24 protein-coding genes are annotated in these 26,582 nt (G+C 59.4%); 15 read left to right on the top strand and 9 right to left on the bottom strand.

The window, feature by feature from the left end:
- Positions 1-34: 34 nt before the first annotated feature.
- Positions 35-475, bottom strand: coding sequence for a peptidoglycan-binding protein LysM (lysM, locus tag AB4P90_RS02315; RefSeq protein WP_003187704.1), 441 nt, complete (start codon positions 473-475; stop codon positions 35-37).
- A gap of 242 nt (positions 476-717) precedes the next feature.
- On the opposite strand from lysM, the gene fdhD reads away from it, so the two are divergent.
- The 3 genes from fdhD (at position 718) to AB4P90_RS02300 (ending at position 4,733) form a co-directional block, all read left to right on the top strand.
- Complete coding sequence (fdhD, locus tag AB4P90_RS02310; protein ID WP_003187702.1) at positions 718-1,557, top strand: formate dehydrogenase accessory sulfurtransferase FdhD; 840 nt, start codon at positions 718-720, stop codon at positions 1,555-1,557.
- Positions 1,554-3,902 (top strand): FdhF/YdeP family oxidoreductase, encoded by a 2,349-nt coding sequence (locus AB4P90_RS02305; protein ID WP_014716483.1) that lies wholly within the window; start codon positions 1,554-1,556, stop codon positions 3,900-3,902. Before fdhD ends, AB4P90_RS02305 begins: the two co-directional genes overlap by 4 nt.
- Positions 3,903-4,250: 348 nt before the next feature.
- A complete protein-coding gene (locus AB4P90_RS02300; protein WP_395605621.1) occupies positions 4,251-4,733 on the top strand; it encodes a glycine zipper domain-containing protein in 483 nt (160 codons plus the stop codon).
- Between the two features lie 147 nt (positions 4,734-4,880).
- Here AB4P90_RS02300 and AB4P90_RS02295 read toward each other — a convergent pair whose 3' ends face one another.
- The 3 genes from AB4P90_RS02295 to AB4P90_RS02285 form a co-directional block, all read right to left on the bottom strand.
- Positions 4,881-5,312, bottom strand: coding sequence for a thioesterase family protein (locus tag AB4P90_RS02295; RefSeq protein ID WP_032894109.1), 432 nt, complete (start codon positions 5,310-5,312; stop codon positions 4,881-4,883).
- Positions 5,313-5,324: 12 nt separating this feature from the next.
- Complete coding sequence (locus AB4P90_RS02290; RefSeq protein WP_395605620.1) at positions 5,325-7,262, bottom strand: ATP-dependent DNA helicase RecQ; 1,938 nt, start codon at positions 7,260-7,262, stop codon at positions 5,325-5,327.
- Between the two features lie 224 nt (positions 7,263-7,486).
- Positions 7,487-8,662, bottom strand: coding sequence for a tetratricopeptide repeat protein (locus tag AB4P90_RS02285; RefSeq protein ID WP_395605619.1), 1,176 nt, complete (start codon positions 8,660-8,662; stop codon positions 7,487-7,489).
- A gap of 175 nt (positions 8,663-8,837) precedes the next feature.
- Here AB4P90_RS02285 and AB4P90_RS02280 point away from each other — a divergent pair, with 175 nt between their 5' ends.
- The 4 genes from AB4P90_RS02280 to AB4P90_RS02265 all read left to right on the top strand — a co-directional run bounded on the left by AB4P90_RS02280 (position 8,838) and on the right by AB4P90_RS02265 (position 11,714).
- The gene (locus AB4P90_RS02280; RefSeq protein WP_120247828.1) at positions 8,838-9,008 is read left to right on the top strand and encodes a YhfG family protein; all 171 of its coding nucleotides are present in this window, start codon (positions 8,838-8,840) and stop codon (positions 9,006-9,008) included.
- On the top strand, positions 9,008-9,607 hold the full coding sequence (locus AB4P90_RS02275) for a Fic/DOC family protein (protein ID WP_395605618.1): 600 nt from the start codon (positions 9,008-9,010) through the stop codon (positions 9,605-9,607). Before AB4P90_RS02280 ends, AB4P90_RS02275 begins: the two co-directional genes overlap by 1 nt.
- 726 nt (positions 9,608-10,333) lie before the next feature.
- Positions 10,334-10,690 carry a DUF1493 family protein gene (locus tag AB4P90_RS02270; protein WP_014716478.1) on the top strand — a complete coding sequence of 119 codons (357 nt, stop codon included), beginning with the start codon at positions 10,334-10,336 and terminating at the stop codon, positions 10,688-10,690.
- A gap of 160 nt (positions 10,691-10,850) precedes the next feature.
- Positions 10,851-11,714, top strand: a complete 864-nt coding sequence (locus AB4P90_RS02265; protein ID WP_395605617.1) for an EamA family transporter — start codon at positions 10,851-10,853, stop codon at positions 11,712-11,714.
- A 57-nt stretch (positions 11,715-11,771) separates the two neighbouring features.
- On the opposite strand, the gene AB4P90_RS02260 is transcribed toward AB4P90_RS02265, so the two are convergent.
- Together AB4P90_RS02260 and hslO are read right to left on the bottom strand one after the other, a co-directional pair.
- Positions 11,772-13,313 (bottom strand): phosphoenolpyruvate carboxykinase, encoded by a 1,542-nt coding sequence (locus AB4P90_RS02260; RefSeq protein WP_005783824.1) that lies wholly within the window; start codon positions 13,311-13,313, stop codon positions 11,772-11,774.
- A gap of 179 nt (positions 13,314-13,492) precedes the next feature.
- Entirely contained in the window at positions 13,493-14,395 is a 903-nt protein-coding gene (gene hslO, locus AB4P90_RS02255) for an Hsp33 family molecular chaperone HslO (protein ID WP_395605616.1), read from the bottom strand.
- Between the two features lie 124 nt (positions 14,396-14,519).
- On the opposite strand from hslO, the gene AB4P90_RS02250 reads away from it, so the two are divergent.
- A complete protein-coding gene (locus AB4P90_RS02250; protein ID WP_020302422.1) occupies positions 14,520-15,323 on the top strand; it encodes a phosphatase PAP2 family protein in 804 nt (267 codons plus the stop codon).
- Between the two features lie 136 nt (positions 15,324-15,459).
- Here the strand turns inward: AB4P90_RS02250 and AB4P90_RS02245 are convergent, their stop codons facing one another.
- Positions 15,460-15,867, bottom strand: coding sequence for an RNA-binding S4 domain-containing protein (locus AB4P90_RS02245; RefSeq protein ID WP_003236026.1), 408 nt, complete (start codon positions 15,865-15,867; stop codon positions 15,460-15,462).
- A gap of 116 nt (positions 15,868-15,983) precedes the next feature.
- Here AB4P90_RS02245 and AB4P90_RS02240 point away from each other — a divergent pair, with 116 nt between their 5' ends.
- The 3 genes from AB4P90_RS02240 to rimK all read left to right on the top strand — a co-directional run bounded on the left by AB4P90_RS02240 (position 15,984) and on the right by rimK (position 18,161).
- Positions 15,984-16,763, top strand: a complete 780-nt coding sequence (locus tag AB4P90_RS02240; protein WP_014716474.1) for an EAL domain-containing protein — start codon at positions 15,984-15,986, stop codon at positions 16,761-16,763.
- Positions 16,764-16,836: 73 nt separating this feature from the next.
- Positions 16,837-17,259 (top strand): ATP-dependent zinc protease, encoded by a 423-nt coding sequence (locus tag AB4P90_RS02235; RefSeq protein WP_230957596.1) that lies wholly within the window; start codon positions 16,837-16,839, stop codon positions 17,257-17,259.
- Positions 17,256-18,161 (top strand): 30S ribosomal protein S6--L-glutamate ligase, encoded by a 906-nt coding sequence (gene rimK / locus AB4P90_RS02230; RefSeq protein ID WP_003187674.1) that lies wholly within the window; start codon positions 17,256-17,258, stop codon positions 18,159-18,161. The genes AB4P90_RS02235 and rimK overlap by 4 nt, the downstream gene beginning before the upstream one ends.
- Positions 18,162-18,302: 141 nt before the next feature.
- Here the strand turns inward: rimK and AB4P90_RS02225 are convergent, their stop codons facing one another.
- Together AB4P90_RS02225 and ompR are read right to left on the bottom strand one after the other, a co-directional pair.
- Complete coding sequence (locus tag AB4P90_RS02225) at positions 18,303-19,616, bottom strand: ATP-binding protein (RefSeq protein WP_014716473.1); 1,314 nt, start codon at positions 19,614-19,616, stop codon at positions 18,303-18,305.
- A gap of 117 nt (positions 19,617-19,733) precedes the next feature.
- A complete protein-coding gene (gene ompR / locus AB4P90_RS02220; protein ID WP_003187669.1) occupies positions 19,734-20,474 on the bottom strand; it encodes a two-component system response regulator OmpR in 741 nt (246 codons plus the stop codon).
- Between the two features lie 357 nt (positions 20,475-20,831).
- Here ompR and AB4P90_RS02215 point away from each other — a divergent pair, with 357 nt between their 5' ends.
- The 4 genes from AB4P90_RS02215 to tauA all read left to right on the top strand — a co-directional run bounded on the left by AB4P90_RS02215 (position 20,832) and on the right by tauA (position 26,575).
- Positions 20,832-23,156 (top strand): Tex family protein, encoded by a 2,325-nt coding sequence (locus AB4P90_RS02215; RefSeq protein WP_014716472.1) that lies wholly within the window; start codon positions 20,832-20,834, stop codon positions 23,154-23,156.
- Positions 23,156-23,539 (top strand): PaaI family thioesterase, encoded by a 384-nt coding sequence (locus AB4P90_RS02210; protein ID WP_014716471.1) that lies wholly within the window; start codon positions 23,156-23,158, stop codon positions 23,537-23,539. Before AB4P90_RS02215 ends, AB4P90_RS02210 begins: the two co-directional genes overlap by 1 nt.
- Positions 23,540-23,753: 214 nt before the next feature.
- Positions 23,754-25,337, top strand: coding sequence for a glutamate--cysteine ligase (gshA, locus tag AB4P90_RS02205; RefSeq protein WP_032901783.1), 1,584 nt, complete (start codon positions 23,754-23,756; stop codon positions 25,335-25,337).
- Positions 25,338-25,597: 260 nt separating this feature from the next.
- Positions 25,598-26,575 (top strand): taurine ABC transporter substrate-binding protein, encoded by a 978-nt coding sequence (gene tauA / locus AB4P90_RS02200; protein WP_395605615.1) that lies wholly within the window; start codon positions 25,598-25,600, stop codon positions 26,573-26,575.
- Positions 26,576-26,582: the final 7 nt, after the last annotated feature.

Genomic DNA, 26,582 nt, shown 5'->3' with positions numbered 1-26,582 from the left:
GGAGCACGCCCCTTCCCACATTTTGCCCTGCGTATTACTCAGGGATGCGCAGTGTCTGGCCCGGGTAGATCTTGTCCGGGTGCGACAGCAGCGGCTTGTTAGCCTCGAAAATCTTGTTGTACTGGTTGGCATTACCGTACACCGCCAGGGAAATCGCGCTGAGGGTATCGCCCTTTTTCACTACGACGAAGCGAGCAGCGGTAACCGCAGGGCCAGTAACAGTGATCTGGTCATCCACACTTGCCACGCCGGCAATGTTACCCAGCGCCAACAGGATCTTCTCTTTCTCTTCCTGCGTGGCCACTTCACCGGTCACCGTGACCTTGTCGCCATCCACCGTGGTCTGCACGTTTGGATTACCCAGGCCCACCTTGCTCACATGCTCCTTCAACTGCTCACTCGCGTTCGCATTACCCGGCGTCAACAGGTCAACAATCTTTTCGCCGGCTTCTTTGATAAAGCTAAAAATACTCATGGTGCGCTCTCCTTGGGATTTAATTTCCAGATGCCCAAGACTAGACCAGTCCTGCCGACTTGGGTTCCAGACTGGCTAAAGACTCAAAAGTATCCAACTCACCCCTGCCTGGAATAAGCCCGACGCAAACGCCGGTGAACCTTGATCGACGCCCTCTATCAATAGATCAATACTGGCGATTAGACGTGACCCTTTGTCGCGCCTAGTCTAAACACTGATCAATCCGCCGGTGGTACTGCCCCATGAACGCCAAGCGCCCTCACTGCGCGGCGCCCGCTCTCGAATCGACCGCGCCCGTCGCTAGCCAGAGCTATCACTATTGCAATCTTGAACACACGGAAGTCGCCAGCACTGCGCTGGCCGAAGAAGTGGCGTTGGCGATTGCCTACAACGATATCAGCCAGGCGGTGATGCTGGTGACGCCTACGGACCTGGAAGACTTCATTGTAGGTTTCAGCCTCGGCAGCGGCATTATCACCGACGTTAACGACATTTATGACCTGAAAATCAGCGGTTCAGGCGCAGCCCAGTACGCTCAGGTACAGGTTTCCAGCCGTGCGTTCTGGAACCTCAAGCAGCAACGCCGCCAATTGGCAGGCACCAGCGGCTGCGGTCTATGTGGCGTGGAAGCGGTAGAACAAGCATTGCCCGACCTTCAGGTACTGCCCGGCGCACCCTTGCCGCCCGCGCAGTGGCTAGATGGCCTGCGCCAGCGTATCAGCGCATTCCAACCCCTGGGCCAGCACAGCGGCGCCGTGCATGCGGCGGTTTTTATGAACAGCCAGGGGGAATTGCTGATGGGTCGCGAAGACATCGGCCGGCATAACGCCCTGGATAAATTGATTGGCGCGTTGATCCGCCAAAAGATTCCGACCGACGGCGGCCTGGCGATTGTTACCAGCCGCTGCAGCCTCGAATTGATTCAGAAAGTCTTGCGCGCGGGTATCCAGACCCTGGTCAGCCTGTCGTCGCCCACCGGCCTGGCCTTGCAATGGGCGCGCCGGCACAACCTCAACCTCATCCACCTGCCGCAAAAAAGCGCGCCACGGGTCTATAGCCCTGCGATGGAGCACCAGCCATGAGCCTTCACCACCAAGCCGACCAGACCCCAACCCCACGCTACAAGCCCTATAAAGGCCCAGCCGGTGGCTGGGGCGCTCTGATCAGTGTGGCGCAAGCCTGGCTGACCAGTGACAACGCCCTGAAAAACCTGCGCATGATGCTCAAGACCAATCAGAACGGCGGCTTCGACTGCCCGGGCTGCGCCTGGGGCGACTCGCCGGAAAGCGGCATGGTCAAGTTCTGCGAAAACGGCGCCAAGGCGGTCAACTGGGAAGCCACCAAGCGCCGCGTCGATGCGGCCTTCTTCGCCAAGCACAGCGTCACGGCGTTGCTGGAGCAAAGCGACTACTGGCTGGAGTACCAGGGCCGCCTGACGGAGCCAATGCGCTATGACGCCGAGACCGATCGCTACCTGCCCATCAGTTGGGATGCCGCGTTCGACCTGATCGGCAAGCACCTCAACGCGCTGCCCAGCCCGAACATGGCCGAGTTCTACACCTCGGGCCGCGCCAGCAACGAAGCCGCCTACCTGTACCAGTTGTTTGTACGCGCCTTTGGCACCAACAACTTCCCGGACTGCTCGAACATGTGCCACGAAGCCAGCGGCGTAGCCCTGGCGCAGAGTGTCGGCGTGGGCAAAGGCACTGTGACCTTTGATGACTTCGAACATGCCGATGCCATTTTCGTCTGGGGCCAGAACCCTGGCACCAACCACCCACGCATGCTCGAGCCGCTACGCGAAGCGGTGAAACGCGGCGCTCAGGTGGTGTGTATCAACCCGCTGAAAGAGCGCGGCCTGGAGCGCTTCCAGCACCCGCAACATCCGCTGGAAATGCTCACCAACGGCGACAAGCCGACCAACACCGCCTACTTCCGCCCGGCGCTGGGTGGCGATATGGCTATCTTGCGTGGCATGGCCAAGTTCCTGCTGCTGTGGGAACGCCAAGCCCTGGCCGAAGGCAAGGAAGCGGTGTTCGACCACGACTTCCTCAACGAGCACACTGCCAACGTCCTGGAATACCTGGGTCAGATCGACGACACCTCGTGGGAGGAGATCGTCGAGCAGTCCGGCCTGACCCTGGTGGAGATCGAGCAAGCGGCACGCATGTACGCCAAAGGCAAGAATGTAATCATGTGCTGGGCGATGGGGATTACCCAGCACCGCCACTCGGTGCCGACTATCCAGGAAATCGCCAACCTGATGCTGCTGCGCGGCAATATCGGCCGCCCAGGTGCCGGGCTGTGCCCGGTGCGTGGCCACAGTAACGTACAGGGCGACCGCACCATGGGCATCAACGAACGCCCACCGGTGGCGTTTCTGGACGCGCTGGAGCGTCGTTTCCAGTTCCAGGTGCCGCGCGACAATGGCCATAACGTGGTGGAAGCGATTCACGCCATGCTTGAAGGCCGCTCCAAAGTCTTTATCGGCCTGGGCGGCAACTTTGCCCAAGCCACGCCAGACAGCACGCGTACCTTTGAAGCGCTGCGAAATTGCGACCTGACCGTGCAGATCAGCACCAAGCTCAACCGCAGCCACCTGATGCACGGTAAAGATGCGTTGATCCTGCCGTGCCTGGGCCGCACCGACATAGACATCCAGGCCGACGGCCCGCAAGCGGTGACGGTGGAAGACTCGTTCAGCATGGTCCACGGCTCCAACGGCCAACTGCAACCGCTGTCGAAACTGATGAAGTCCGAGCCGGCGATCCTGGCGGGCATTGCTGCCGCCACCCTGGGCAGCAAGCCCGTGGATTGGAACTGGCTGGTGGCCGACTACGGGCGCATCCGCGACCTGATCGCCGACACCATCCCAGGCTTCAAGGACTTCAACGAGAAGATCAAACATCCAGGCGGCTTCTATCTGGGCAACTCCGCCGGCGCACGCCGCTGGAACACTCCGTCAGGTCGCGCCAACTTCCGCCCCAACATCTTGCCCAAAGACCTGATCCATGAGCGTACCCACGCCACGGGCCGAGTGCCGGACCTGATCATGCAGTCAATGCGCTCCCATGATCAGTACAACACCACCATCTACGGCCTGGACGACCGTTATCGCGGGGTCAAAGGCCAACGTGACGTGCTGTTCGTCAACGAAGCCGACATCATCCGCCTGGGCTTCAAGCCGGGGCAGAAGGCAGACATCGTGTCGCTGTGGGAAGACGGTCGTGAGCGCCGCGTGAAAGGCTTTACGTTGCTGGCATTTGATATTCCGGCGGGGCAGGCGGCGGCTTACTACCCCGAAGTGAACCCGTTGGTGCCGTTGGAAAGCACTGGCGACGGTAGCCATACGCCAACGTCCAAGTTTGTTGCGATTCGCTTGGAAGCGGCGAGTGACAGTGGGTTGATCATGGCGCGCTCGGCCTGACTCGATCCGAGATATGTGTTGCTTGAACTAACGCTTTCGCGGGCAAGCCCGCCCCCACACTGGGATGGGTTCACCATTGAGACTGTGTGGACCGATCTGATGTGGGAGCGGGCTTGCCCGCGGAGAGGCCAGCACAAGCACCACACATTCGACAGGCACAAAAAAGGCCGCTTTTGCATAAAAGCGGCCGTTCCGAAGTAGCTAAAGACCCGTAAAAACGACTTAAGTTCCCCATACAAAACAGTAACTTAGCAAATTGTATACAACCTCTGCCGCCGGTCGGATTTCGATTGTCAGCGCCTCGATACAACCTCAGGATCGCGCCGTCATCCCTTGAGGTTTCCCTGAATGAAGTTCTCCTCGATTCTCTTGTTGTCCCTTGGCCTGGTCAGTGGCGCAGCCATGGCAGGCGGCACCACCGAAGCCGGTGTAGGCGGCGCATTGGGTGGGGTTCTAGGTTCCGTTGTCGGCCAGCAGCTGGGCGGCAACACCGGTTCGACCATCGGCGCGGCCCTCGGCGGCGCAGGCGGTAGTGCAGTCGGCGCCGACAAACGCAGCCGTGGCGAAGCCGCCATTGGTGGCGCATTGGGCGCAGCCGGCGGTAACGTCGTGGGCCGCAGCGTCGGCGGCAGCACCGGCGCACTGATCGGCTCCGCGGCCGGCGGTGGCGCGGGCGGCGCGCTAGGCAACTACATGGGTAACGAAAGTGATCGCGACAACCGCCATTACCGCGATCGCGACCGTAACGATCGTCGCTACTACCGCGATGGCCACCCAGGTCGCGGCCATGCCTATGGGCATCGCAAGAACAAGCATCGTTATCGCGACTGATAAACCCGCGCTCTGACGAACACATCCGATGTGGGAGCCGGGCTTGCCCGCGATAGCAGTGAATCAGGTTTTAGACGTACTGCCTGATACTGCGCCATCGCGGGCAAGCCCGGCTCCCACATTTGGTCTGTATTGCTTGTAGGTGCGTCAAACCACCAAGCGCTGCATCGCTTCGCGCAACATTCCCGGAATCGGTACTGGCTGGTTCGAGGCTCGGTCCACAAACACATGGACAAAGCGCCCCGCCGCACACGCCTCCTGCTCGCCCGCCTTGAATACCGCCAGCTCATACTGCACCGAGCTATTGCCCAGCTTGCCTACCCGCAGGCCGATTTCAATGCGCTCGGGAAAAGCAATCGAGGCGAAGTAATCGCAGGCCGAACTCACCACAAACCCCACCACCTCACCGTCATGAATATCCAGCCCGCCCTGTTCGATCAGGTAGGTATTAACGGCTGTGTCGAAGAAGCTGTAGTAAGTAACGTTATTCACATGGCCGTAGGCATCGTTGTCGTGCCAACGCGTGGTGATCGGTTGGAAGTGGCGGTAGTCGTCGCGCACAGGCGTTGAGTCAGGCATCGGCAAGTCTCATCAAAGTTGATCCAATTGAGCATGGGCCCAGTCGCGCACCTCGGCGTAGGGGTAGTCTTCCAGCGCAGCAAAACCGGGAATGCCCCGCGCCTTCAACTTGGTAAACAACGGTACGCTGATACCGCCAAGGAAACGCGTCAAACGCTCCGCATTTGGCAAGTGCCCCGTGTACTCATGATGCCTGTGGATAAAATCACCGCACAGTCCCATGAAGTTTTTATCCACAAGCGGCGGCAGGCTCGGCGGCGCCGGCAGATGGGCGACATGGCCGTGGCATACCGAACAATGCCCGCAACGCTGGGGTGCATTATCATCACCAAAGTAGTGCGCCAGACGCTGCCCCAGGCAGTGGTCGGTGGCGAACAGGTCGAGCATGGCGTGAATCCGCGCGACCTCCGTCACCTCATGCTGCTTGAAGCCTGTGTATAACTCGGCGCTTAACGCGTGCGGGTCGAAATGGGTGTCGAGCAAACTGTAGACCTCAGTCATCTGCTTGCTTTCGAGCTCGATCAGGCCCTGCTCCTGAAAATAATCCAGTGCCTTCACCACCCGGCTACGCTCGGCATTGTGCTGTTGATAAAGCGCATCGAAATCGACCGTCGCCCAGGTTTTAGCGCGCTTGCACACCTGGATGATCGCCGCGACAAACTGCTGCCGCTCGCCGGAAAAACGCGCCAGCAAGGCTTCGGGTTCGATCAGGTATTTGAAACGGTATTCCGCATAAAACGCATAGCGCGGCGCGATCACGCCCTTGAGCTCCAACTGCACCAAGAGCGTCTTGAGCGGCAGCTCGCGAATATTGCTGTGGTCCGACAGCGACCTGAGCAGGAACTCCCACTGCCCTTCACTACGCGCGGACTGCAACTCCTCCAATACGCGAAAAATGCCGTCCTGCTCCGGCGTATCACCGTACACGAAGTTTTCCAGCACATTGAGGCTGTCGCGGTTGGCCAACACCAGGCAATCCGACGGCTGCCCGTCACGCCCTGCGCGGCCGATTTCCTGGCTGTAGTTCTCGATGGACTTGGGCAGGTCGAAGTGCACGACATTGCGGATGTCACTCTTGTCGATGCCCATGCCAAACGCGATAGTTGCGACAATGCAATTGGAACGCCCGCCCATGAAACGCTGCTGGATACCTTCGCGTTTTTCATGGGGCAGCCCCGCGTGATAAGCCTCGGCCTGAATACCGTGGCGGTTCAGATGCTCGGCAATCTGCTCGGCGGTTTTCTGCAAGGTGACGTAGACGATACTCGGCTGGTTGGCCCGCGCTTTCATCCACTCCACCAGCCTGCGGCGTTTGTCATGGCCGCTGACGGGTTCCACCAGCAGGTTGAGGTTGGGCCGATAGAAGCCCGTGGTCACTACATCTTCGGCAGCAATGGCGAACTTGGCCTGCATGTCGGCGATCACCTTGGGCGTGGCCGTGGCCGTCAGCAACAGCGCCTGAGGGATGTTGAACTGGCGCTGGTAGTCCGGCAGCTTCAAATAATCCGGACGGAAGTTGTGGCCCCATTCGGAGATACAGTGCGCCTCGTCTACCACCAGCAACGAGATCTGCACGCTGTTCAGGAAATTACGGAAACGCTCGTTCTTCAAACGCTCCACGGAAATCATCAGAATTTTGAGCTCGCCCGACCGCGCACGGGCCATTACATCATTGGCCTCATCACGGCTCTGGGCCGAGTCGATACTGCCCGCCGAAATGCCATGGCGCTGCAGGAAACCCAATTGGTCCTGCATCAACGCCAGCAAAGGCGACACCACCAACGTCAGGTGCGGCAGCAACACGGCCGACAACTGGTAACACAAGGATTTGCCCGAGCCCGTAGGGAAAATGGCGGCGGCAGATCGCCCAGCCAGCACGGCGCTGACCGTCTCTTCCTGGCCCAAGCGAAAGTGTGGGTAACCAAAGACCTGCTGGAGGGTGTCGTGCATAAGGCTGTCACTCCATTGACCGCTGAGTTGGCTCAAAAACATAGCCCGGGAATCCCAGCGAATCGAGAAAGGTCGCAAGGAAAAAAGAGACAGGATGATACACAGGGGGAGGGATGGCTCAGGGCCGAAGTGGGACTTTTCTGAGAACGTAACAGGAAGCAGCAGATACAAATGTGGGAGCTGGCAAGCCCTCTCCCACATTTCACAACCGAGCTACAGCTGAATCAGCGGTTCTGCACCCGCTCGATCGCCGTGTCATACACCGGGTTGGCCTTTTGCTCCTTGGCCAACTGGTAATGACGCAACGCATCCGGGAACTGCCCAGCCGCTTCGTAGATGCGTGCAATGTTGTAGTAGGCACCGGCACGCACGGTCGCGGCATTGGTACCGGTCGCCAGGGCGATAGCCTTGCGGTTGGCCCAGATCGACTCCGCAGTATTGCCGGCTTTCTGATACGCCAGGCCAAGGTTGCCGTAAGCCTTGCCGAAGCTGTTATCCAGCTCGATGGCTTGACGGAAGAAGTCGATGGCCTGGTCCAGGTTACCGGCCTGGTAGGCCGCTTCGCCCTTGAGGTTCAGCTTCTTCGCATCGGCCTGTACCGACGAGCTCACTGTCACGGCGGTGACGGCCACGCTGTCGTCCAGCAAAGGCTTGACCTCGTTGAGTACATCTTCGGCGCCGACTCTCACGCCGGTGAAGGTGTTGATGTCCTGGAAGTCGCCACTGCCGGTCATGCGGAACACGGTCCACAGGTTGCCCGTGCGGTTCTGCGGCACATAGTAAGTGCGTACCAGGGATTGCCCCATGTACACGAACACCTTGGCCTCACTGTTGGACAATTCGCTGGAAGCGGGAGAGCCGCTGTTGGAATAGTCGTGCACGGCATAGACGTAGCTTTCGCCGTAATGCTTTTTCTGCAGGGTGATGGTCTCCGGGCCATAGCTATCGGTGTCATCCACGTCCAGTTCGGCGTCGGTGCCCTTTTTATTGTTGAAGAAGATGTTATTGCCGGGGAAGATCATATGGGAGTCGAGGTCGCGCGGAGCCTTGCCCCAGGTCAACACCACACGCAGGCCGTCGAGATTTTCCATCACCGGGCTGATGGCATAGGTCATGCCTTTGCACGGGCACTTCACCACCAGGTTGGAATAGCCAGGCTTCTTGATGATCAGCAGGTTGCTGGCATCGTCAGCCGCTTCACTGGTCAGCGTTACCTGGCCTTGCGCGTTGGTACGGCCCACCACGTTCTGCGCGCCATTACGTTGCAGCAGCACTTCGGCATCGGCGATTTTCTGGTCCTTGACCACCGCGCTGAGCACTTCAATCGGCAACTGCTCGGCCTGGGCAGAAAACGCCACCGCACACAAAGATATCGCCGAGGCGACACGAAGCAAACCCATGCTTAACTCCCTTTAAGTAGTGGGCGGAATCGCCCTGCAAGATTTTGCGGTGAAACATACGCTGAAATGAGCTCGCTGGCAGATTTTTTATACAAGTTGTGACGGGCGTTTTATCCCGCCTACCGAGTTACGCATTGCGCTACAATCAAGCCTTGCTTTCCAAGAGGACGCAGCGATGAGCGAACTGACGTTTGAGCAAAAACAGGATCACTATCACAAGATCCGGCGTTCCAATTACTTGGCCAGCCTGCGCCTGGAAGGGTTCGATACCCAACCGACCGACGTCGAAAAACCCCTGCCGACACGCGAAGCCGTCCTTGCCAAGTACCGCAACACCTCACGCTGATGCTCTGCAAATACGGGGTGGGCCAGGACCCGTACTGCTATCCCGGTAGCAGCATCCTGCGCAACCGCCTCGATTTGCTCGATGAAGCACGCCTGCACCAGGCCGAGCGGGAATTATCCGAAATCGCCGTAGGCAACCTGCCACTCTTTCCGCCGCCCTACGACCTTGATCGCCTGCAACACATTCACCGCGTCCTGTTCGGTGACATTTATGACTGGGCCGGCGAACTGCGCAGCGTCAACATCCAGAAAGGCGACACGCTGTTTTGCACCCCGGAGCGTATTCCACCAGAAGCGGCAAAAATCGTCCGGCATATGCAAGACGCCAATTGGTATGTCGGTGCGCGTCAGGCTGACCTTGTGCGTCAAATAGCTGAAGCTTATGGCGACCTGAATGTCATTCATCCCTTCCACGAGGGAAATGGACGGGCGCAGCGGATCCTGTTTGAACAGATCATCGTGAATGCGGGGTGTTCGGTGAATTGGTGGTTGGTAAAACATGCGGCCTGGATACCCGCGAATATTGATGCGGTGGCGTGTGACTATCGGGGATTGGAAGCGATTTTTGAGCGGTGTATCGGTAGGCCTCTCAGTGCCTGATCGAACTTCGAACGCCTAAACCATCTGTTTATGGCTCGAAAAAAAACTCACTTTTAAGGTTCGGCTCGTCGCTGCCAATTCAGCGACCGAACAGCCACCCCGCAGCTAAACCTGTAGGAGCAAGCTCGCTCCTACAAAAAGCCTTAGGGCAAACCCGGCGCCCACATTTGCTCGGTTCAGCCAGCAAAATCGGTATCACGTCATAAATGCAGGAAGGCATTGTAAGAAACCAAAAAACGGCGCGTCGTCCGTTTCCCAAACTGCCTCAAACAGTGTCTCGCCCCTCTACAGAACCGCCCTTTTCCTGGCCGAAACTAGCCCCCTCTCCCAACGTTCTCGGCATAACTTTGTGAACATCGAAAGGATTCAACACTTCAGCCACTATGGCATCACCTTCACGATGATTCGCCTTGGTACTGGCAAACCGAAATTGCCAGCGTGGCTGGAGCGATGAACGAGTACATTCAGTGGATCAATTTGCTGCTCTTCTTAATACTGGCCGCTGTAATTGATAGAACAATAAGGTTGCCCCTACTCAGAAAATGGCTCGGGCTCTGCCTATTGATAACCGGTCCAATACTTCTGTTGTATGCCACGTCTTGGATCATAGGGGCACAGCTTGAAAGTCTGCCGATAGTCGCCTTTGTGACAGGCATCGGGTTGATGAGCACCCCGAATATCTATTGCAGGGTAAACAACACTCACCCTTTGATGATTGGTCCCACCATGAACCTGTCTCCCAACTTCCCCGAAGGTCCCGTCATGCAGCAGCTCCTGCAATTGCTGCATGAAGAAATCGGCTTGCCAAAACACAAGACCATTGGCTTGCACACCTCACTGAACTTCGACCTCGGGTGCGATGGTGCTGAGGCCAAGCAATTCATGGAGGCGCTGGAGCAGGATTTTGGTGTCGACCTGGGCGACTACGACGCTTATCGTTACTTCCAGCCGCCGGTGTTCGACGTGTTCCTGAAGCGTCGCGCCAAAGGCCGTGGCGACAAAATCCCGCTGACCATCGGTATGCTCTACCTGGCGATCAAGACCCACCGCTGGGACACGCAGACGCTGGAAAACCTGAGCTGACCTGAGCAACACTGAGCACAAAATGGGGGAGCGGGCTTGCTCGCGAATACGGCGTGTCAGCCAATATTTGCGTTACTGATACATTGCATTCGCGGGCAAGCCCGCTCCCACAGTGGATCTGCGCTCATCTGACGAGCCGTATAAATAACAAGGACCTTACATGGACGTAACAATGGGCCTGCTGGCCGCTCTGCTCTGGGGCGGCACGGACTTTCTGGTGGGCCTCAACGCCCGCGCCGTTGGCGTTAAACGCGCGGTGTATTTCGGCCAAGCTCTCGGTTTTGTGATCATGACCTTCCTGCTGGTCATTTTCCCGGCCTTCCTTTTCAAATCCCTTGATGCACCGTTAAGCGTTTGGCTCCTGGGCGTCGCCGCCGCTCTGCTGACGGTGTCCGGCGCCCTTGCGCTGTCCAGAGCCTTTGCCTTGGGCAAAGCAGCCATCGTCGCGCCGCTGGTGACGTCCTATGGAGTGGTGACCACCCTGCTCTCCTGGGCCAGCGGTGAACACATCAGCCTGATACAACTGGGCTGCATCGCCCTGTGCGTGATCGGCGTTGTGCTGTCCAGCGTTCACAAGGACAACGGTACGCCTCACAACAACCCGCGCCTGTCCATTGCCTACGCCATGTTCGCCGCAACCTTGTACGGCACCAGTTTCTGGCTGCAAGGCCGCTACACACTGCCAGCGCTGGGGCCAATCACCATGTTGTGGCTGGGTTACCTGGTAGGCCTGTGCGTGCTGGTGGTGATGGTGCTGAAAATCAGGGATGGCCTGAAGATCCCGCCGCTGAAAAACTGCGCGACGTTGACCGGGGCGAGCTTGATGAACCTCGGCGGTTTCTCGGCGTTTTCGTGGGGCGCAATGGCCGGCTCGGTGTCGGTGGTGACGGTGATCAGTACGCTCTCTGGAGGGATCGCGGCGATCCTGGGGTTTGTATTTTTCAAGGAGCGGTTGTCAGCGGTGCAGGTGGCAGGTGTCGTCCTGGTGCTGGTCGGTGCAGTGGTACTGCATATCGCCGGCTAACGTCGCGCACAAAAAAGCCGCCTACTTAAGAGGCGGCTTTTTTACAACCAGCGAATCTTACAACTTAGGACCCGCCGCCTTGATCGCATCGCTGACTTCAAACTTCTTGAAATTCTCGATGAACAGGCCAGCCAGCGCCTTCGCTGCTTCGTCGTAGGCAGCCTTGTCAGCCCAGGTGTTGCGTGGGTTCAACAGGCCGGTTTCAACGCCCGGTACGGCCAATGGCACGTCGAGGTTGATGGTGTCCAGGTGTTCGGTTTGCGCACCGATCAACGCACCGCTCTGGATCGCTGCAATCACGCCGCGAGTGGTCGGAATGTTGAAGCGTTTACCAACGCCGTAACCGCCGCCGGTCCAGCCGGTGTTGACCAGGTAGACCTTGGAGCCGAAACCACGGATACGCTTGATCAGAAGCTCTGCGTATTCGCCAGCCGGGCGTGGGAAGAACGGCGCGCCGAAGCAGGTGGAGAAGGTCGACTTGATGCCGCTGCCCGAACCCATTTCGGTCGAGCCCACCAGAGCGGTGTAGCCGGACAGGAAGTGGTAGGCCGCTTGTTCTTCGCTGAGGATCGACACAGGCGGCAGTACGCCGGTCAGGTCGCAGGTCAGGAAGATCACCGCGTTTGGCTCGCCGCCCAGGTTCTTCTCGGAACGCTTGGCAACGTGCTCCAGCGGGTAGGCGGCACGGCTGTTCTGGGTCAGGCTGACATCGGCGTAGTCGGCGTGCTTGGCCTCGTCGATCACGACGTTTTCCAGCACCGCGCCGTGCTTGATGGCTTTCCAGATAACCGGCTCGTTCTTCTCGGACAGGTCGATGCACTTGGCATAGCAACCGCCTTCGATGTTGAACACCACGCCTTCGCCCCAGCCGTGCTCGTCGTCACCGATCAGGTAACGGCTTTCGTCGGCAGACAGGGTGGTCTTGCCAGTGCCGGACAGGCCGAAGAACAGGGTCACATCGCCTGCTTCGCCAATGTTGGCGGCGCAGTGCATCGGCAGCACGTCGGCAGCCGGCAGCAGGAAGTTCTGCACCGAGAACATGGCTTTTTTCATTTCACCGGCGTAACGCATGCCGGCAATCAGTACTTTTTTCTGGGCGAAGTTGAGGATCACGCAACCGTCGGAGTTAGTGCCGTCACGCTCTGGCACGCACTCGAAGTTGGCCACGTTGAGCACTTGCCACTCTTCACGACCGGCCGGGTTGTACTGGGCCGGGTTGATGAACAGGCAACGACCGAACAGGTTCTGCCAGGCAGTCTGGGTGGTCATTTTCACGGCCAGGTAGTGGTCTTCTGCAGCCCCTACGTGAACATGGGAAACGAAATGCTCTTGCGCGTTATTGAACGCCTCGACGCGAGCCCACAGGGCATCGAACTTGTCGGCCGGGAACTTGCGGTTGATCGGGCCCCAGGCAATGGCGTCCTGGGTGGACGGCTCTTCAACGATGAAACGGTCAACCGGCGAACGACCGGTGCGGTGACCGGTTTCTACGACCAGCGCGCCAGTATCGGCAAGCACGCCTTCACCGCGCTGCAGGGCTTCTTTGACCAGATCGTCAACACTCAGATCGGTGTATACGGCGTTATTGGCTTGCGTCATGAGGTTCCCCGTCGGCCTATGGCCGAGTGCTCCAAACGTTTTGTAGTAGAAAGTTGCGCACTACTACCGCGAAAAAAGTGGGCCGGATTATGCCAGAAAAGCCCAAAAAGAGTAGGGCCCTCCCGTCAGAACACCTCTAATCCGGCGTTTGTCAGGTGATTTACCTGTGCTTAAACGTTTTAGTGGCGGGTGTCGGAAGGGGTGTCGCTGCCTGCGCCAGCGAACAATTGCGCTACATCAGCCGCATCGAACAGGTAGCGCTGGTTGCAGAACTGGCAGTCGATCTCGATATGGCCGCCATGTTCCACCACCAGGTTTTGCGCATCTTCCAGGCCCAGGCTGACCAGCGCGTTACCGGAACGCTCGCGCGAGCAACTGCAGCGAAAATGCAGGCCCTGTGCGTCGAACAGGCGCACGGCCTCTTCGTGGTAGAGGCGGTGCAGGATGGTTTCGTTGTCCAGGCCCAGCAGTTCTTCGGCCTTCAAGGTGTCGGCCAAGACGATGATATGCCGCCAGCTTTCGGCACGATCATCCTCATCCTTGATGCGATCGGCCGGCAGTTGTTGCACCAGCAAACCACGGGCGCGCTTGCCGTCGGCGTTAAGCCAGAACTTGGTGCCCACTTGCTGGGACATAACGAAGTAGTTGGTGAAGCATTCCGACAGGGTCTGACCGTCGAGGTCGACAATACCCTGGTACCGCTGGCCCTCGGTCGGGTCGACAGTCAGTGCCAGGACGCCATTGGGCATCAGGTCGGCCAAGGTGGCATCTGCGGCAATCTGGTCAGGCTCGTAACGGGCCAGACCACGGATCTCGCGCTCGCTCGAGCACTCGATCATCAACATGGGCACTGGCCCTTCGGAACGAGCCTGCAAGATCAGCAAACCGTCGAACTTCATGGTGCCCACCAGCAGCGCCGCGGCTGCCATCAACTCGCCGAGCAATTGCGCGACCGGCTCCGGATAGGCGTGTTTGGCAAGGACTTCGGCATAGCTGAGCTCCAACGAAACCATCTCGCCGCGGGCATCGCTCTCATCGAAGATGAAGCGTTGGGTGAAGTCGGTATCCGGTAGATCAGTCATAGGTCTGGGTATCTGAAGTGATGACAAAATGATTACAAGGTTTATAAAATTAAACGCTTTAGCACCATCTTGGTGCGACTTCTCCTGAATTCAAGGAGCTGAATAGAGCGATGAGGGACAGTTTATGAACAATCCGGGTTTGTTCCAAGCCAACTGGAACCTCCGGCGATGGGCTCTTTGCAATCTACTCGCTATCGGGCTGCTGTGTTTTTGGCTGTGGCCCACGGGCCAGATGCTCTGTGTGATTTTCGACGAGTGGCTGTTTCATCTGCTCAATGGCCCATTGGCCACGAACTCGACCTGGTTGCATATATGGGCCGTGGCCAGCCTGCGGCCGTTTGATGCAGTGGTCGGCGTGATTTTGCTGGCACTGCTGATTCGCGGCGACTGGGTGTTCAAGGCCGTGCAGGTGCGCCAGGCGTTTTTTGGCTTCCTCGGCATTCTGCTGCTGTTGCTGTTTGTCCGCATGCTGTTCTCCAAACTCGCGGCGCACATGGGCTGGCAGCACAGTAGCCCGTCGATGGTCATCAGCGGCGCGATTCAAATGAGCGACTTTTTCCCAGGGCTGGAGAAAACCTGGGAATTGAAGGACCGCTCGAGCCAGAGCTTCCCCGGCGACCATGCTTCGGTGCTATTGATCTGGGCGATGTTCATGAGCGTGTTCGCCCGGCGCATCGGCCAGGTGCTGGTGATCTGGGGCCTGGCGCTGCTGTTCATGATGCCGCGGCTGGTCGCGGGCGCGCACTGGGGACAGGACGACTACATCGGTGGCGTACTGCTGGCGCTGTTGGCGTTGGGCTGGGGGTATTACACGCCGTTCGCGGCGAAGGTGTCGGGCGCTTTGTTGCGGATGACGGCGCCGCTTTTCGGGCTACTGAGCAAGTTGCCCGTTATTGGGCGGTTGAGTGTCATGCGCACAACTCCGTAACCCCCCAGGGCTAAAAGTGGGAGCGGGCTTGCTCGCGAATGGGGGGTGTCAATCAATGCATCTGTGCCTGACCCACCGTATTCGCGGGCAAGCCCGCTCCCACATTTGATCGAGTGTGCATGGGCGACTCGTGCAATCAATCGTCATTGCCGCTGCCGCGAAATTTGAATAGATCGCGGCGCTGCTTCTTGCTCGGCTTGCCGTCAGTGGTCAGGCCTGAAGCACCTGCTTTGCGCATGGCTGCAGCGTTTTCGCGCTTGGCGATGCTGGCTTCGGTCTCGGCATACAGTGCCTGCGCTTCAGGCGCGCCGCGGCGTACGATGGAAAGTGCCTGCACCACGATGGTTTTTTCATCAAACCCTGTACGAATCTGAAACTCGTCGCCGACGCGCGGCTCCTTGCCCGGTTTGCAGCGCTCGCCGCGATGATGCACCTTGCCGCTCTCGATAGCGGCCTTGGCCAGAGCGCGGGTCTTATAGAACCGCGCTGCCCACAACCACTTGTCCAGCCGGACCTTCTCTTCCTCTTCCTGCTTTTGAGCCACTTGAATTCCTCGCTCTGAAAAATGTCGCAACTTTACCGTTGAAACCCTTCGACGCATAAACCCCAAGGCTCACCTAAGATACGCCAGGTAGCACCCTGTTTTCGCGAGGATACGCCGTGACCGACTTTCCCCTTTCACTCACCTCGCCCAACCAGCGGTGCGTGGGTTGCCAGCAAAGCGAGCCTCTGGGGTTCGATTTTGCGTTCGCCTACCAGCCTATCGTAGACCTGCGTGACCATTCGATCTTCGCCAACGAAGCCTTGGTGCGCGGCCCCCTGGGAGAAGGCGCGCTGTCGGTGCTGGCTCAGGTCAACGAAACCAATCGCTACCGCTTCGACCAGCGTTGCCGGACCAAGGCCATCGCCGGTGCCGCGGCCCTGGGCATGCAGACTCACCTTTCCATCAACTTCATGCCCAATGCGGTATATCGCCCGGAACTGTGTATCCGCAGCACTCTGGAGGCCGCCCGAGCGCACAATTTCCCGCTGGACCGGCTGATTTTCGAGACTCTGGAAAGCGAGCATGTAGATAACTATCGCCATTTGACGAATATTCTGCGTGAATACCGCGAATTCGGCTTCAAGACCGCCATCGACGATTTCGGCGCGGGCTATTCGGGGCTGAACCTGCTGGCCGATTTCCAACCTGACTTGATCAAGCTCGACATGGCGCTGATTCGCGATGTCGACCAGGATCGTGTCCGCCAGGTCATCGTCCGAGGGATTGTCACAATCTGTGAGCAGTTGGGGGTTACTGTCATCGCCGAAGGCATCGAAAGTGCCGGCGAGCGCGACTTCCTGTCCGACTGCGGAATATTTCTGATGCAGGGCTTCTGGTTCGCCAAGCCTGCATTCAAAGCGTTGGCTGAGGTATCTCCTCAAGCCTGGGCGAATTGACCGGTTAACCATATTGAAGACATTTGACCATTTGACCGTTGTGGGTCTGCGTGAGTGGGTGGCACTTCCCGACTTGGGAGTCGCAGGCCTGCGCGCGAAGATCGACACCGGTGCCAGTACCTCAAGCCTGCACGCCACCGATATCGAGCCCTTTGAGCGCGACGGTGAAAAGTGGGTGCGTTTTACCGCGCACCTGGGCAGCGTGGTGCAACTGCGTCACCGGCGCTGTGAAGCGCCCCTGGTGACGATGAAAACCATCAAGAGCTCCAACGGCCATGCGCAGGTGCGCTACGTGATCAGCACCACCCTGGCCCTGGGTGATCGGGTATGGCGGGTGGAGTTCACCCTCGCCTGTCGCAAAGCCATGCGTTACCGCCTGCTGCTGGGCTCCAAGGCGCTGATTGACGGCCAACTGGTGGTCAATCCGGGCCTCAAGTACGTTCAAGACAAGCCGGTGTTCCCGGTCTCCACTATTTCTGCCCCAGGTGCTGCATGAAGATTGCTGTGCTGTCGCGAAACCCGCGTCTGTATTCTACCCGCCGCCTGGTCGAGGCCGGCACTGAACGTGGCCATGAAATGGTGGTGATCGACACGTTGCGTGCCTACATGAACATTGCCAGCCACAAGCCGCAGATCCACTACCGGGGCAAGCCCCTGGAAGGCTTTGATGCGGTGATCCCGCGTATCGGCGCTTCTGTGACGTTCTATGGCTGCGCGGTATTGCGCCAGTTTGAAATGATGGGGGTGTTTCCGCTGAATGAATCCGTGGCCATTGCACGCTCGCGGGACAAGCTGCGCTCCCTGCAACTGCTGTCGCGCCGGGGCATCGGCCTGCCGGTCACCGGTTTTGCCCACTCCCCGGATGACATTCCCGACCTGATCGAGATGGTCAATGGCGCACCGCTGGTGATCAAGGTGCTGGAAGGCACCCAGGGCATCGGCGTGGTGCTGTGTGAAACAGCAACGGCAGCGGAGTCGGTGATTGAGGCGTTCATGGGCCTCAAGCAGAACATCATGGTGCAGGAATACATCAAGGAAGCTGGCGGCGCGGACATTCGCTGCTTCGTGGTAGGCGACAAGGTGATTGCGGCGATGAAGCGCCAGGCGAAGCCCGGTGAGTTCCGCTCCAACCTTCACCGTGGTGGCAGCGCCAGCCTGATCAAGATCACCCCGGAAGAACGCATGACCGCGCTACGGGCAGCCAAGGTGATGGGGCTGAGCGTGGCGGGTGTGGACATCCTGCGCTCCAACCATGGCCCCTTGGTGATGGAAGTAAACTCATCGCCGGGCCTGGAAGGAATCGAGACCACCACCGGTAAGGATGTGGCAGGGATCATCATTCAGCATCTGGAAAAGAATGGCGGGCCGAATATGACTCGGACCAAGGGAAAGGGCTGACAGCCCTCATTGGTCACACGCCGCCAACCACCTGTGGGAGCTGGCTTGCCTGCGATAGCGATAGCTCAGTCAACAATAATGTTGAATGTGCCGCCCTCATCGCAGGCAAGCCAGCTCCCACATTTGCATTCATATTGCTTGTTAGACGGCGTCTCTAGGCAGCATCAACCCCAACGGCAGCCGCACCCGCGCCTCCAACCCGCCGCCTTCCCGGTTGCGCAACTCAACATTGCCGCCATGCATCGACGCAATCCGCCGCACAATCGCCAACCCCAACCCGGTGCCCTTGCCTCCTCGGGCTCGGTCGCCACGGGTGAAGGGGTTGAAGATACCTTCCAGTTCCGCCGGGTCGATTCCTGTGCCACGGTCCATCACGCTCAGCACCACGTAAGGTGCGGCACTGTCGCCAGAAACGTACGCCGCCACTTCCACATCGGAACCAGCATGGTGCAAGGCGTTGCCAATCAAGTTGTTCAGCAGGCGCTTCATCGACACCCGGCGTAATGCGAACGGCTGGATCGGCTCCAGGCGCGTGCGCACCTGCTCACCGTTCTGGTTATAGGGCGCAACCACCTCACGCACGAGCTCCGTGAGGTCGACCTCCTCGACCACCTCATCCCGCCCGTCGCGGATGAACGCCAGGAACTGGTCCAGGATGGCGTCCATGTCTTCGATGTCGCGCACCATGTCATCGGTGAGGTCGGTATGGTCACCCATCAATTCCAGGGACAAACGCAATCGCGTCAGCGGCGTGCGCAAGTCATGGGACACCCCCGCCAGCATCAACTCGCGTTCGCGCCCGGCCTGTTCGACATCTTCTGCCATCTGGTTGAAGGCGCCGTACACCTCGGTCATCTCACTGGGCGTGTCGCTGACCGGCAAGCGCACACTACGCCCCTGGCCCAGTTGGCGAGCGGCAAACACCAGGCGCTTGAGGGGTTGGTTGAGCTGGCGGACGAAGATCCACGCCGACGCCGTTGAGAGCAAGCCAATGGCCAGGAACCAACCCAACACGTTCCAGATTTTTTGCCCACGCAGCGGGTGCGGATAAAGCGGAACCTTGATCCACGCATCCCCCAGGCTTGGCGCTCGCACCCACAACGCAGGCGAAACATGCATACGAAGCCGCACCTCGGTATCGGCGCCCAATTCGGCCTGCATCTGGCGCTGGTAAATCTCGCTGTAGGGCCAATGTTGCTCGCCTTCAGGCACACCGGCGCCGTCAACTCGAGTGAGGGTCGATGCCTTGGCTACCTTTTCGCGGTTCTCAGGGTCTACCGCCCAATAACCACGCAATGTCAGGGCGACGCCATGGCTGTACTGCCGATCCACCAGCACGTCTTCGTTCATCAGCAGATAAACCAACGTGAGTGCCTTGGAAAACAGAACGACAATAAGCACCAGCCAGAGGGTGCGGGAGAAGAAACTTTGCGGGAACCACAGCGGGGTTTTCATAGATGAAAGCTGCACACCTTGCAGGAACGAGCGGTGCTCGCAGAATTGCAGACGCCGGGCATCCCGTCGACCCTCATGGGGTCAAACGCCAGGATACCCGCCCCTGCAAATCATCGGTCACTTGGTTGCGGTGCCATCCGGCACAAACACATAACCCACACCCCACACCGTCTGGATATACCGCGGCTTGGACGGGTCCGGCTCGATCATCCGGCGCAGTCGGGAAATCTGCACGTCGATGGAGCGCTCCAGTGCGTCCCATTCCCGGCCACGGGCCAGGTTCATCAGTTTGTCACGGGTCAGCGGCTGGCGAGCGTTCATGACCAAGGCCTTGAGCACTGCGAATTCACCCGTGGTGAGCATGTGCACTTCTTCACCGCGCTTGAGCTCACGGGTGGCCAGCGACAGTTCGTAGTCGCCAAAGGTGACGCTTTCGTCTTCGCTGCCCGGTGCGCCCGGTACCGCCGGTGCCTGGCGACGCAATACGGCCTTGACCCGCGCCATCAGCTCATCGGGGTTGAAAGGCTTGGCCAGGTAGTCATCAGCCCCCAGTTCCAGGCCCTTGATACGGCTCAGTTCATCGCCCTTGGCGGTGAGCATGATGATCGGGATCTGGTTGTTAGCACCGCGCAGGCGTTTACAGGCAGTAAGGCCGTCTTCGCCGGGCAGCATCAGGTCGAGTACGACCAGGTTGAAGACTTCACGCCCTAACAGACGATCCATCTGCTCGGTGTTCGGCACCGCCCGGGCACGATAGCCCTTGGAGTTGAAAAAACGCTCCAGCAGGCTGCTCAGCCCCGGATCGTCATCAACGATGAGAATTTTTTCGCCTTCAGCAGTTTGTGCGGTGCTGCTCATTGGATGCTCCTCTTATCTCGGCGCGCATTATGGCGTAGCTGCCGTTATACGCACCGTGTGCATTGTTAGCAGATTTTTCATCTACTGCCAGCGAACCCGCGCCCTACAAGCTGCGGCGCAGTAGCCCCCAAGGGCGGAACGCTGGTTATAATGCGGCGCCTCCGTGCAGGGCAACGTCAGATCGTTACCGTTTGCTGCCGGGCTTTTTTTACCCGCTTGTCGTGACTTTTTCGATTTCGAGGGTCAATAGCCAGCCTCTTGACCCAGGCAGCGGCGCCAGTCGGGCCGCTCAACCAGCCTCGCCGAGCCTTGTTTTTACGGGCCGGCGCGCTGATTTTAAGAATTTCAGGTGGTTTTATGGACAGCATCAACAGCCGCATCGCCGAGGAACTCGGTGTACGCCCACAACAGGTCGAAGCGGCCGTCGCTCTACTGGATGAAGGCTCCACCGTGCCCTTCATCGCCCGTTACCGAAAAGAAGTAACCGGCAGCCTCGACGACACCCAACTGCGTCACCTGGAAGAGCGCCTGCGCTACCTGCGAGAACTCGACGAACGGCGTATCAGCATCCTCGCCAGCATCGAGGAACAGGGCAAGTTGACTCCTCAACTGGAACGCGACATCAAACTCGCGGATACCAAGACCCGCCTCGAAGACCTTTACCTGCCATACAAACAGAAACGTCGTACAAAGGGCCAGATCGCCCTGGAAGCCGGCCTGGGTGATTTGGCCGACGGCCTGTTCAACGACCCATCGCTGACCCCGGAAACCGAAGCCGCGCGCTTCATCGACGCGGAAAAAGGCGTCGCCGACGTCAAGGCCGCCCTCGAGGGCGCCAAGTACATCCTGATGGAGCGCTTTGCCGAAAACGCCAGCCTCCTGGAAAAACTGCGTACCTACCTCAAGCAAGAAGCCATCCTCAGCGCCCGCGTTATCGCCGGCAAAGAGGAAGAAGGCGCCAAGTTCCGCGACTATTTCGAACACGACGAGCCGCTCAAAAGCATGCCGTCCCACCGCGCCCTGGCGATTTTCCGCGGCCGCAACGAAGGCATTCTCAGCTCCGCGTTGAAAGTCGGTGACGAGTTGCCGGGCACCATGCACCCGTGCGAAGGCATGATTGGTCAACAATTCGGCATCCAGAACCAGAACCGCCCGGCGGACAAGTGGCTCGGCGAAGTGGTGCGCTGGACCTGGAAGGTCAAGCTTTACACCCATCTGGAAACCGACCTGCTGGGCGAGCTGCGCGACGGCGCCGAAACCGAGGCGATCAACGTGTTCGCCCACAACCTGCACGATCTGCTGTTGGCCGCACCGGCCGGCCCGCGTGCCACCCTGGGCCTCGACCCGGGCCTGCGCACTGGTTGCAAGGTCGCGGTTGTCGACGCCACCGGCAAGCTGCTGGACCACGCCACCGTGTACCCACACGTACCGCACAACAAGTGGGACCAGACCCTCGCGATCCTGGCCGCCCTGTGCGCCAAGCATGCGGTGGACCTGATCGCCATCGGCAACGGCACCGCCAGCCGCGAAACCGACAAGCTGGCCGCCGAGCTGATCAAAAAATACCCAGCCATGAAGATGACCAAGGTCATGGTCTCCGAAGCAGGCGCTTCGGTGTACTCGGCGTCGGAGCTGGCCTCCAAGGAATTCCCGGACCTCGATGTGTCGATCCGTGGCGCGGTGTCCATCGCCCGTCGCCTGCAAGACCCGCTGGCCGAACTGGTGAAGATCGACCCTAAATCCATCGGCGTCGGCCAGTACCAGCACGACGTGTCGCAGCTGAAACTGGCACGCGGCCTGGATGCGGTGGTGGAAGACTGCGTAAACGCCGTGGGCGTGGATGTGAACACCGCGTCCGTGGCCCTGCTGGCGCGAATCTCCGGCCTCAACGCCACCCTGGCGCAGAACATCGTCAGCCATCGCGACGAAAATGGCGCGTTCAAAACCCGTGCTGCACTGAAAAAAGTCGCACGCCTGGGTGAAAAAACTTTTGAACAGGCTGCTGGTTTCTTACGCGTAATGAACGGTGACAACCCGCTGGACGCCTCTGCGGTTCACCCGGAAGCTTACCCATTGGTGCAACGCATTGCCGCCGAGACCGACCGCGATATCCGTTCGTTGATCGGTGATGCCGCGTTCCTCAAGCGCCTGGACCCCAAGAAGTACACCGACGAGACCTTCGGTGTGCCGACTATCACCGATATCCTGCAAGAACTGGAGAAACCGGGTCGCGACCCGCGCCCGGAGTTCAAGACCGCCGAGTTCCAGGACGGCGTCGAAGACCTCAAGGACCTGCAACCGGGCATGATCCTCGAAGGCGTGGTGACTAACGTGACCAACTTCGGCGCATTCGTGGACATCGGCGTGCATCAGGACGGCTTGGTGCACATCTCCGCGCTTTCGGAGAAGTTCATCAAGGACCCACGTGAGGCAGTCAAAGCTGGTGACGTGGTCAAGGTCAAGGTCATGGAAGTCGACATCCCGCGCAAACGCGTCGGCCTGTCGATGCGCATGAGCGACACCCCCGGCGAAAAAATCGACGGTGCACGTGGTGCTCGCCCCGGTTCGGCGCCGCGCCAGTCGCAGAACAACGCGCCGCGCAAGGAAACCGCGACTGCCGCGCCCAGCAACAACGCCATGGCGTCGCTGTTTGCCAACGCTAAACAGCTGAAGAAGCGTTGATGGAGATTCCGGCCGGTTTGACCCAGAGCGCATTCAGCGAACTGATCGGCTGCCGCCTGCAACGCCTGGAAGAAGGCGTTGCCGAGGTGGCCCTGACCCTGGAGCCGCACCTGCGCAACCGCGCGGGCAAGCTCCATGGCGGGGCGATTTTCAGCCTAGTGGATATAACCATGGGCCTGGCGTGTTCCAGCGCCCACGGTTTCGACCAGCAGAGCGCCACCATCGAATGCAAGATCAACTATATTCGCGCCGTGGAAGACGGTGATGTGCTGTGCACCAGCCGGGTGATCCACACCGGTCGCCGCACCCTGGTGGTCGAGGCCGACGTGTACCAAGGCGAAAGACTTGTCGCAAAAGCACAGGGCACGTTCGCTGTCCTATAGCTCCCCACCCCCGATTTGAGTTAATTTCGGCGCTGCGATAACAGCGTCGGAATTTTCTCGCTGCGCTGTAGCCCAATTCATGGAGTGAAGTCGGCAAATTCAGAGCGGGTCAAATCGACTCAAAACCAGGCGATCACGCCAGTTTCCACTTCACCCTTGTAGACCGTCCTGCCCACCCCCATATTGGGGCGACTGACGCGTGAAGGAATCCAACTTGAGCGAACTTCTCAACCGCCGCCTGGCCCTGCTCGGCAAGCGCGAACACCTCTCCCTGCTAGAGCAATGCTTGCACGGCATCGAGCGCGAATGCCTGCGCGTCACCAGTGAGGGTCGCCTGGCGCAAACGCCACACCCCGAAGCATTGGGCGCCGCGTTGACCAACGAACAGATCACCACCGACTACTCGGAATCGCTGCTGGAGTTCATCACCCCAGCCCTGCCGAACCCGGCCGATACCCTGAGCAGCCTGGACAAGATCCATCGCTTTGCCTACACCAAGCTGGGCAGCGAATACCTGTGGAGCCCCTCGATGCCGTGCCCGTTGCCGGCCGAGGAAGATATTCCGATTGCCTACTACGGCACCTCCAATATCGGCCAGCTCAAGTACGTGTACCGCAAGGGCCTGGCCCTGCGTTACGGCAAGACCATGCAGTGCATCGCGGGCATCCACTACAACTTTTCCCTGCCGGAACAGTTGTGGCCATTGCTCAAGGAAACAGAAGGATTTGTCGGCACCGACCGTGACTATCAGTCCACGGCCTACATCGCGCTGATCCGTAATTTCCGTCGCTACAGCTGGCTGTTGATGTACCTGTTCGGCGCCTCGCCAGCCCTGGACGCCGGCTTCCTGCGGGGGCGCTCGCATCAGCTTGAAGTCCTGGATGCCGACACCCTGTACCTGCCCTACGCCACCAGCCTGCGCATGAGCGACCTGGGTTACCAGAGCAACGCCCAGGCCGGTCTGACGCCGTGCTACAACGACTTGGCCAGCTACACCGACAGCCTGCGCGAAGCGGTGGCAACACCCTACGCGCCGTACGTTGAAGTCGGCACGCACAAGGATGGCGAGTGGGTGCAGCTCAATACCAACATCCTGCAGATCGAAAACGAGTACTACTCCAACATCCGTCCCAAGCGCGTGACCTACACCGGCGAGCGGCCGATCCAGGCGTTGATGGCCCGCGGCATCCAGTACATCGAAGTACGCTGCCTGGACATCAACCCGTTCTTGCCGATGGGTATCGATCTGCCGGAATCACGGTTCCTCGACGCATTCCTGCTGTACTGCGCACTGAACGACAGCCCACTGTTCGCCAACAACGAGTGCGGCAACGCCACCTCCAACTTCCTCAGCGTGGTCAAGGAAGGTCGCCGTCCTGGCCTGCAATTGCAGCGTGACGGCCAGCCGGTGGACATGAAGGAGTGGGCGGCCGAGTTGCTGGAGAAGATTGCCCCGCTGGCCGCCCTGCTCGATCAGAGCCACGGCATCACCGAACACAGCGAGGCACTGGACGCCCAGTTGGCCAAGGTCAAGGACCCGTCCCTGACACCGTCGGCTCAGGTGTTGGCAGCCATGGCTGAGCGCAAGGAAAGCTTTGCGCAGTTCTCTCTGCATCAAAGCGAAGTGCATGCCGAGTACTTCCGCAAGGAGCCTTTGGCGCCTGAGGAACAAGCGCACTTTGAAGAACTGGCCCGTGCCTCGCTGGCGCAGCAGGCGGAGCTGGAACAGAACGAAGTGGGCGATTTCGATGTGTTTGTCGGCTCGTACCAGGCAAGCATCCTGGCCATCAGCAACTAACCTCAGGCTCGCTCCCCTGTGGGAGCTGGCTTGTGTGGGAGCTGGCTTGCCTGGGATATCGGTGGGTCAGCAACCCACCTGTTGACAGATACACCGCTATCGCAGGCAAGCCAGCGCCCACATTATTTTTGCCAGCCTGAAAACAGGCTTCGCCATTTCCTCTCATAAGCTAATTCGAAAAAGTTATTTATTTTCGAATTCTTAGATCATTTAGTCTCCTCTCACGCCGACCCTCGGCCGCCTGATTGAGGAGCTTCCCCTTGAAACTGTTGACCCCTCTGCGCCTGTTGGCCGCATTGTCCCTGGCCGGTGCCAGCCTGTTTGCCCAGGCGGCGGATGTGACCATTGCGTACCAGACCACCGTGGACCCGGCCAAAGTCGCCCAAGCCGACGGCGCCTATGAAAAAGCCACCAACGCCAAGATCGACTGGCGCAAATTCGACAATGGCGCCGACATCATCGCCGCCATCGCCTCGGGCGACGTGCAGATCGGCTACCTCGGTTCCAGCCCGCTGACCGCCGCAATAACCCGCAAAGTCCCGGTGCAAACCTTCCTCGTCGCCACCCAGATCGGCGGCGCCGAAGCCCTGGTGGCGCGTAACGGCTCGGGGATCAACAGCCCGCAGGACCTGGTCGGCAAAAAAATCGCTGTGCCCTTCGTTTCCACCGGCCACTACAGCCTGCTCGCTGCCCTGAAACACTGGAACATCGACCCGGCCAAAGTCACCATCCTCAACCTCGCCCCGCCCGCCATCATCGCCGCCTGGAAGCGCGGTGATATCGACGCCACCTACGTGTGGGACCCGGCCCTGGGCGTGGCCAAAGAAACCGGCAAGGTGCTGATCACCTCCGGCGAACTGGCCAAGTTTGGCGCGCCGACGTTCGATGCCTGGATCGTGCGCAAGGATTTTGCCGAGAAGCACCCAGAGATCGTCACCGCCTTTGCCAAGGTCACTCTGGATGCCTACGCCGCCTACCGCAAAGACCCACAAGCCTGGCTTGCCGATACCGGCAACGTCGACAAACTGGTGAAACTCTCCGGCGCCAAGGCCAGCGATATCCCGTTGCTGCTGCAAGGCAACGTCTACCCGTTGGCCGCCGACCAGGTAACCCTGTTGGGAGCGCCAACCACCAAGGCCGTCACCGACACCGCTGCGTTCCTCAAGGAACAAGGCAAGGTCGAGGCCGTGCTGCCCGACTACGGCCCTTACGTCAGCGCCAAGTTCATTACCAACTGACCCAGGA

It is taken from the genome of Pseudomonas sp. B16120, from assembly GCF_044218845.1.
GTDB lineage: Bacteria > Pseudomonadota > Gammaproteobacteria > Pseudomonadales > Pseudomonadaceae > Aquipseudomonas > Aquipseudomonas paracarnis.
Note: the sequence above shows the minus strand (reverse complement) of the source record. Positions and strands in the feature narration are given on the sequence as shown.

Bases quoted from the DNA above. Each gene is read 5' to 3' on its own strand.
- lysM (WP_003187704.1), bottom strand. From the start codon at position 475: ATGAGTATTTTTAGCTTTATCAAAGAAGCCGGCGAAAAGATTGTTGAC.
- fdhD (WP_003187702.1), top strand. From the start codon at position 718: ATGAACGCCAAGCGCCCTCACTGCGCGGCGCCCGCTCTCGAATCGACC.
- AB4P90_RS02305 (WP_014716483.1), top strand. From the start codon at position 1,554: ATGAGCCTTCACCACCAAGCCGACCAGACCCCAACCCCACGCTACAAG.
- AB4P90_RS02300 (WP_395605621.1), top strand. From the start codon at position 4,251: ATGAAGTTCTCCTCGATTCTCTTGTTGTCCCTTGGCCTGGTCAGTGGC.
- AB4P90_RS02295 (WP_032894109.1), bottom strand. From the start codon at position 5,312: ATGCCTGACTCAACGCCTGTGCGCGACGACTACCGCCACTTCCAACCG.
- AB4P90_RS02290 (WP_395605620.1), bottom strand. From the start codon at position 7,262: ATGCACGACACCCTCCAGCAGGTCTTTGGTTACCCACACTTTCGCTTG.
- AB4P90_RS02285 (WP_395605619.1), bottom strand. From the start codon at position 8,662: ATGGGTTTGCTTCGTGTCGCCTCGGCGATATCTTTGTGTGCGGTGGCG.
- AB4P90_RS02280 (WP_120247828.1), top strand. From the start codon at position 8,838: ATGAGCGAACTGACGTTTGAGCAAAAACAGGATCACTATCACAAGATC.
- AB4P90_RS02275 (WP_395605618.1), top strand. From the start codon at position 9,008: ATGCTCTGCAAATACGGGGTGGGCCAGGACCCGTACTGCTATCCCGGT.
- AB4P90_RS02270 (WP_014716478.1), top strand. From the start codon at position 10,334: ATGAACCTGTCTCCCAACTTCCCCGAAGGTCCCGTCATGCAGCAGCTC.
- AB4P90_RS02265 (WP_395605617.1), top strand. From the start codon at position 10,851: ATGGACGTAACAATGGGCCTGCTGGCCGCTCTGCTCTGGGGCGGCACG.
- AB4P90_RS02260 (WP_005783824.1), bottom strand. From the start codon at position 13,313: ATGACGCAAGCCAATAACGCCGTATACACCGATCTGAGTGTTGACGAT.
- hslO (WP_395605616.1), bottom strand. From the start codon at position 14,395: ATGACTGATCTACCGGATACCGACTTCACCCAACGCTTCATCTTCGAT.
- AB4P90_RS02250 (WP_020302422.1), top strand. From the start codon at position 14,520: ATGAACAATCCGGGTTTGTTCCAAGCCAACTGGAACCTCCGGCGATGG.
- rimK (WP_003187674.1), top strand. From the start codon at position 17,256: ATGAAGATTGCTGTGCTGTCGCGAAACCCGCGTCTGTATTCTACCCGC.
- AB4P90_RS02225 (WP_014716473.1), bottom strand. From the start codon at position 19,616: ATGAAAACCCCGCTGTGGTTCCCGCAAAGTTTCTTCTCCCGCACCCTC.
- ompR (WP_003187669.1), bottom strand. From the start codon at position 20,474: ATGAGCAGCACCGCACAAACTGCTGAAGGCGAAAAAATTCTCATCGTT.
- AB4P90_RS02215 (WP_014716472.1), top strand. From the start codon at position 20,832: ATGGACAGCATCAACAGCCGCATCGCCGAGGAACTCGGTGTACGCCCA.
- AB4P90_RS02210 (WP_014716471.1), top strand. From the start codon at position 23,156: ATGGAGATTCCGGCCGGTTTGACCCAGAGCGCATTCAGCGAACTGATC.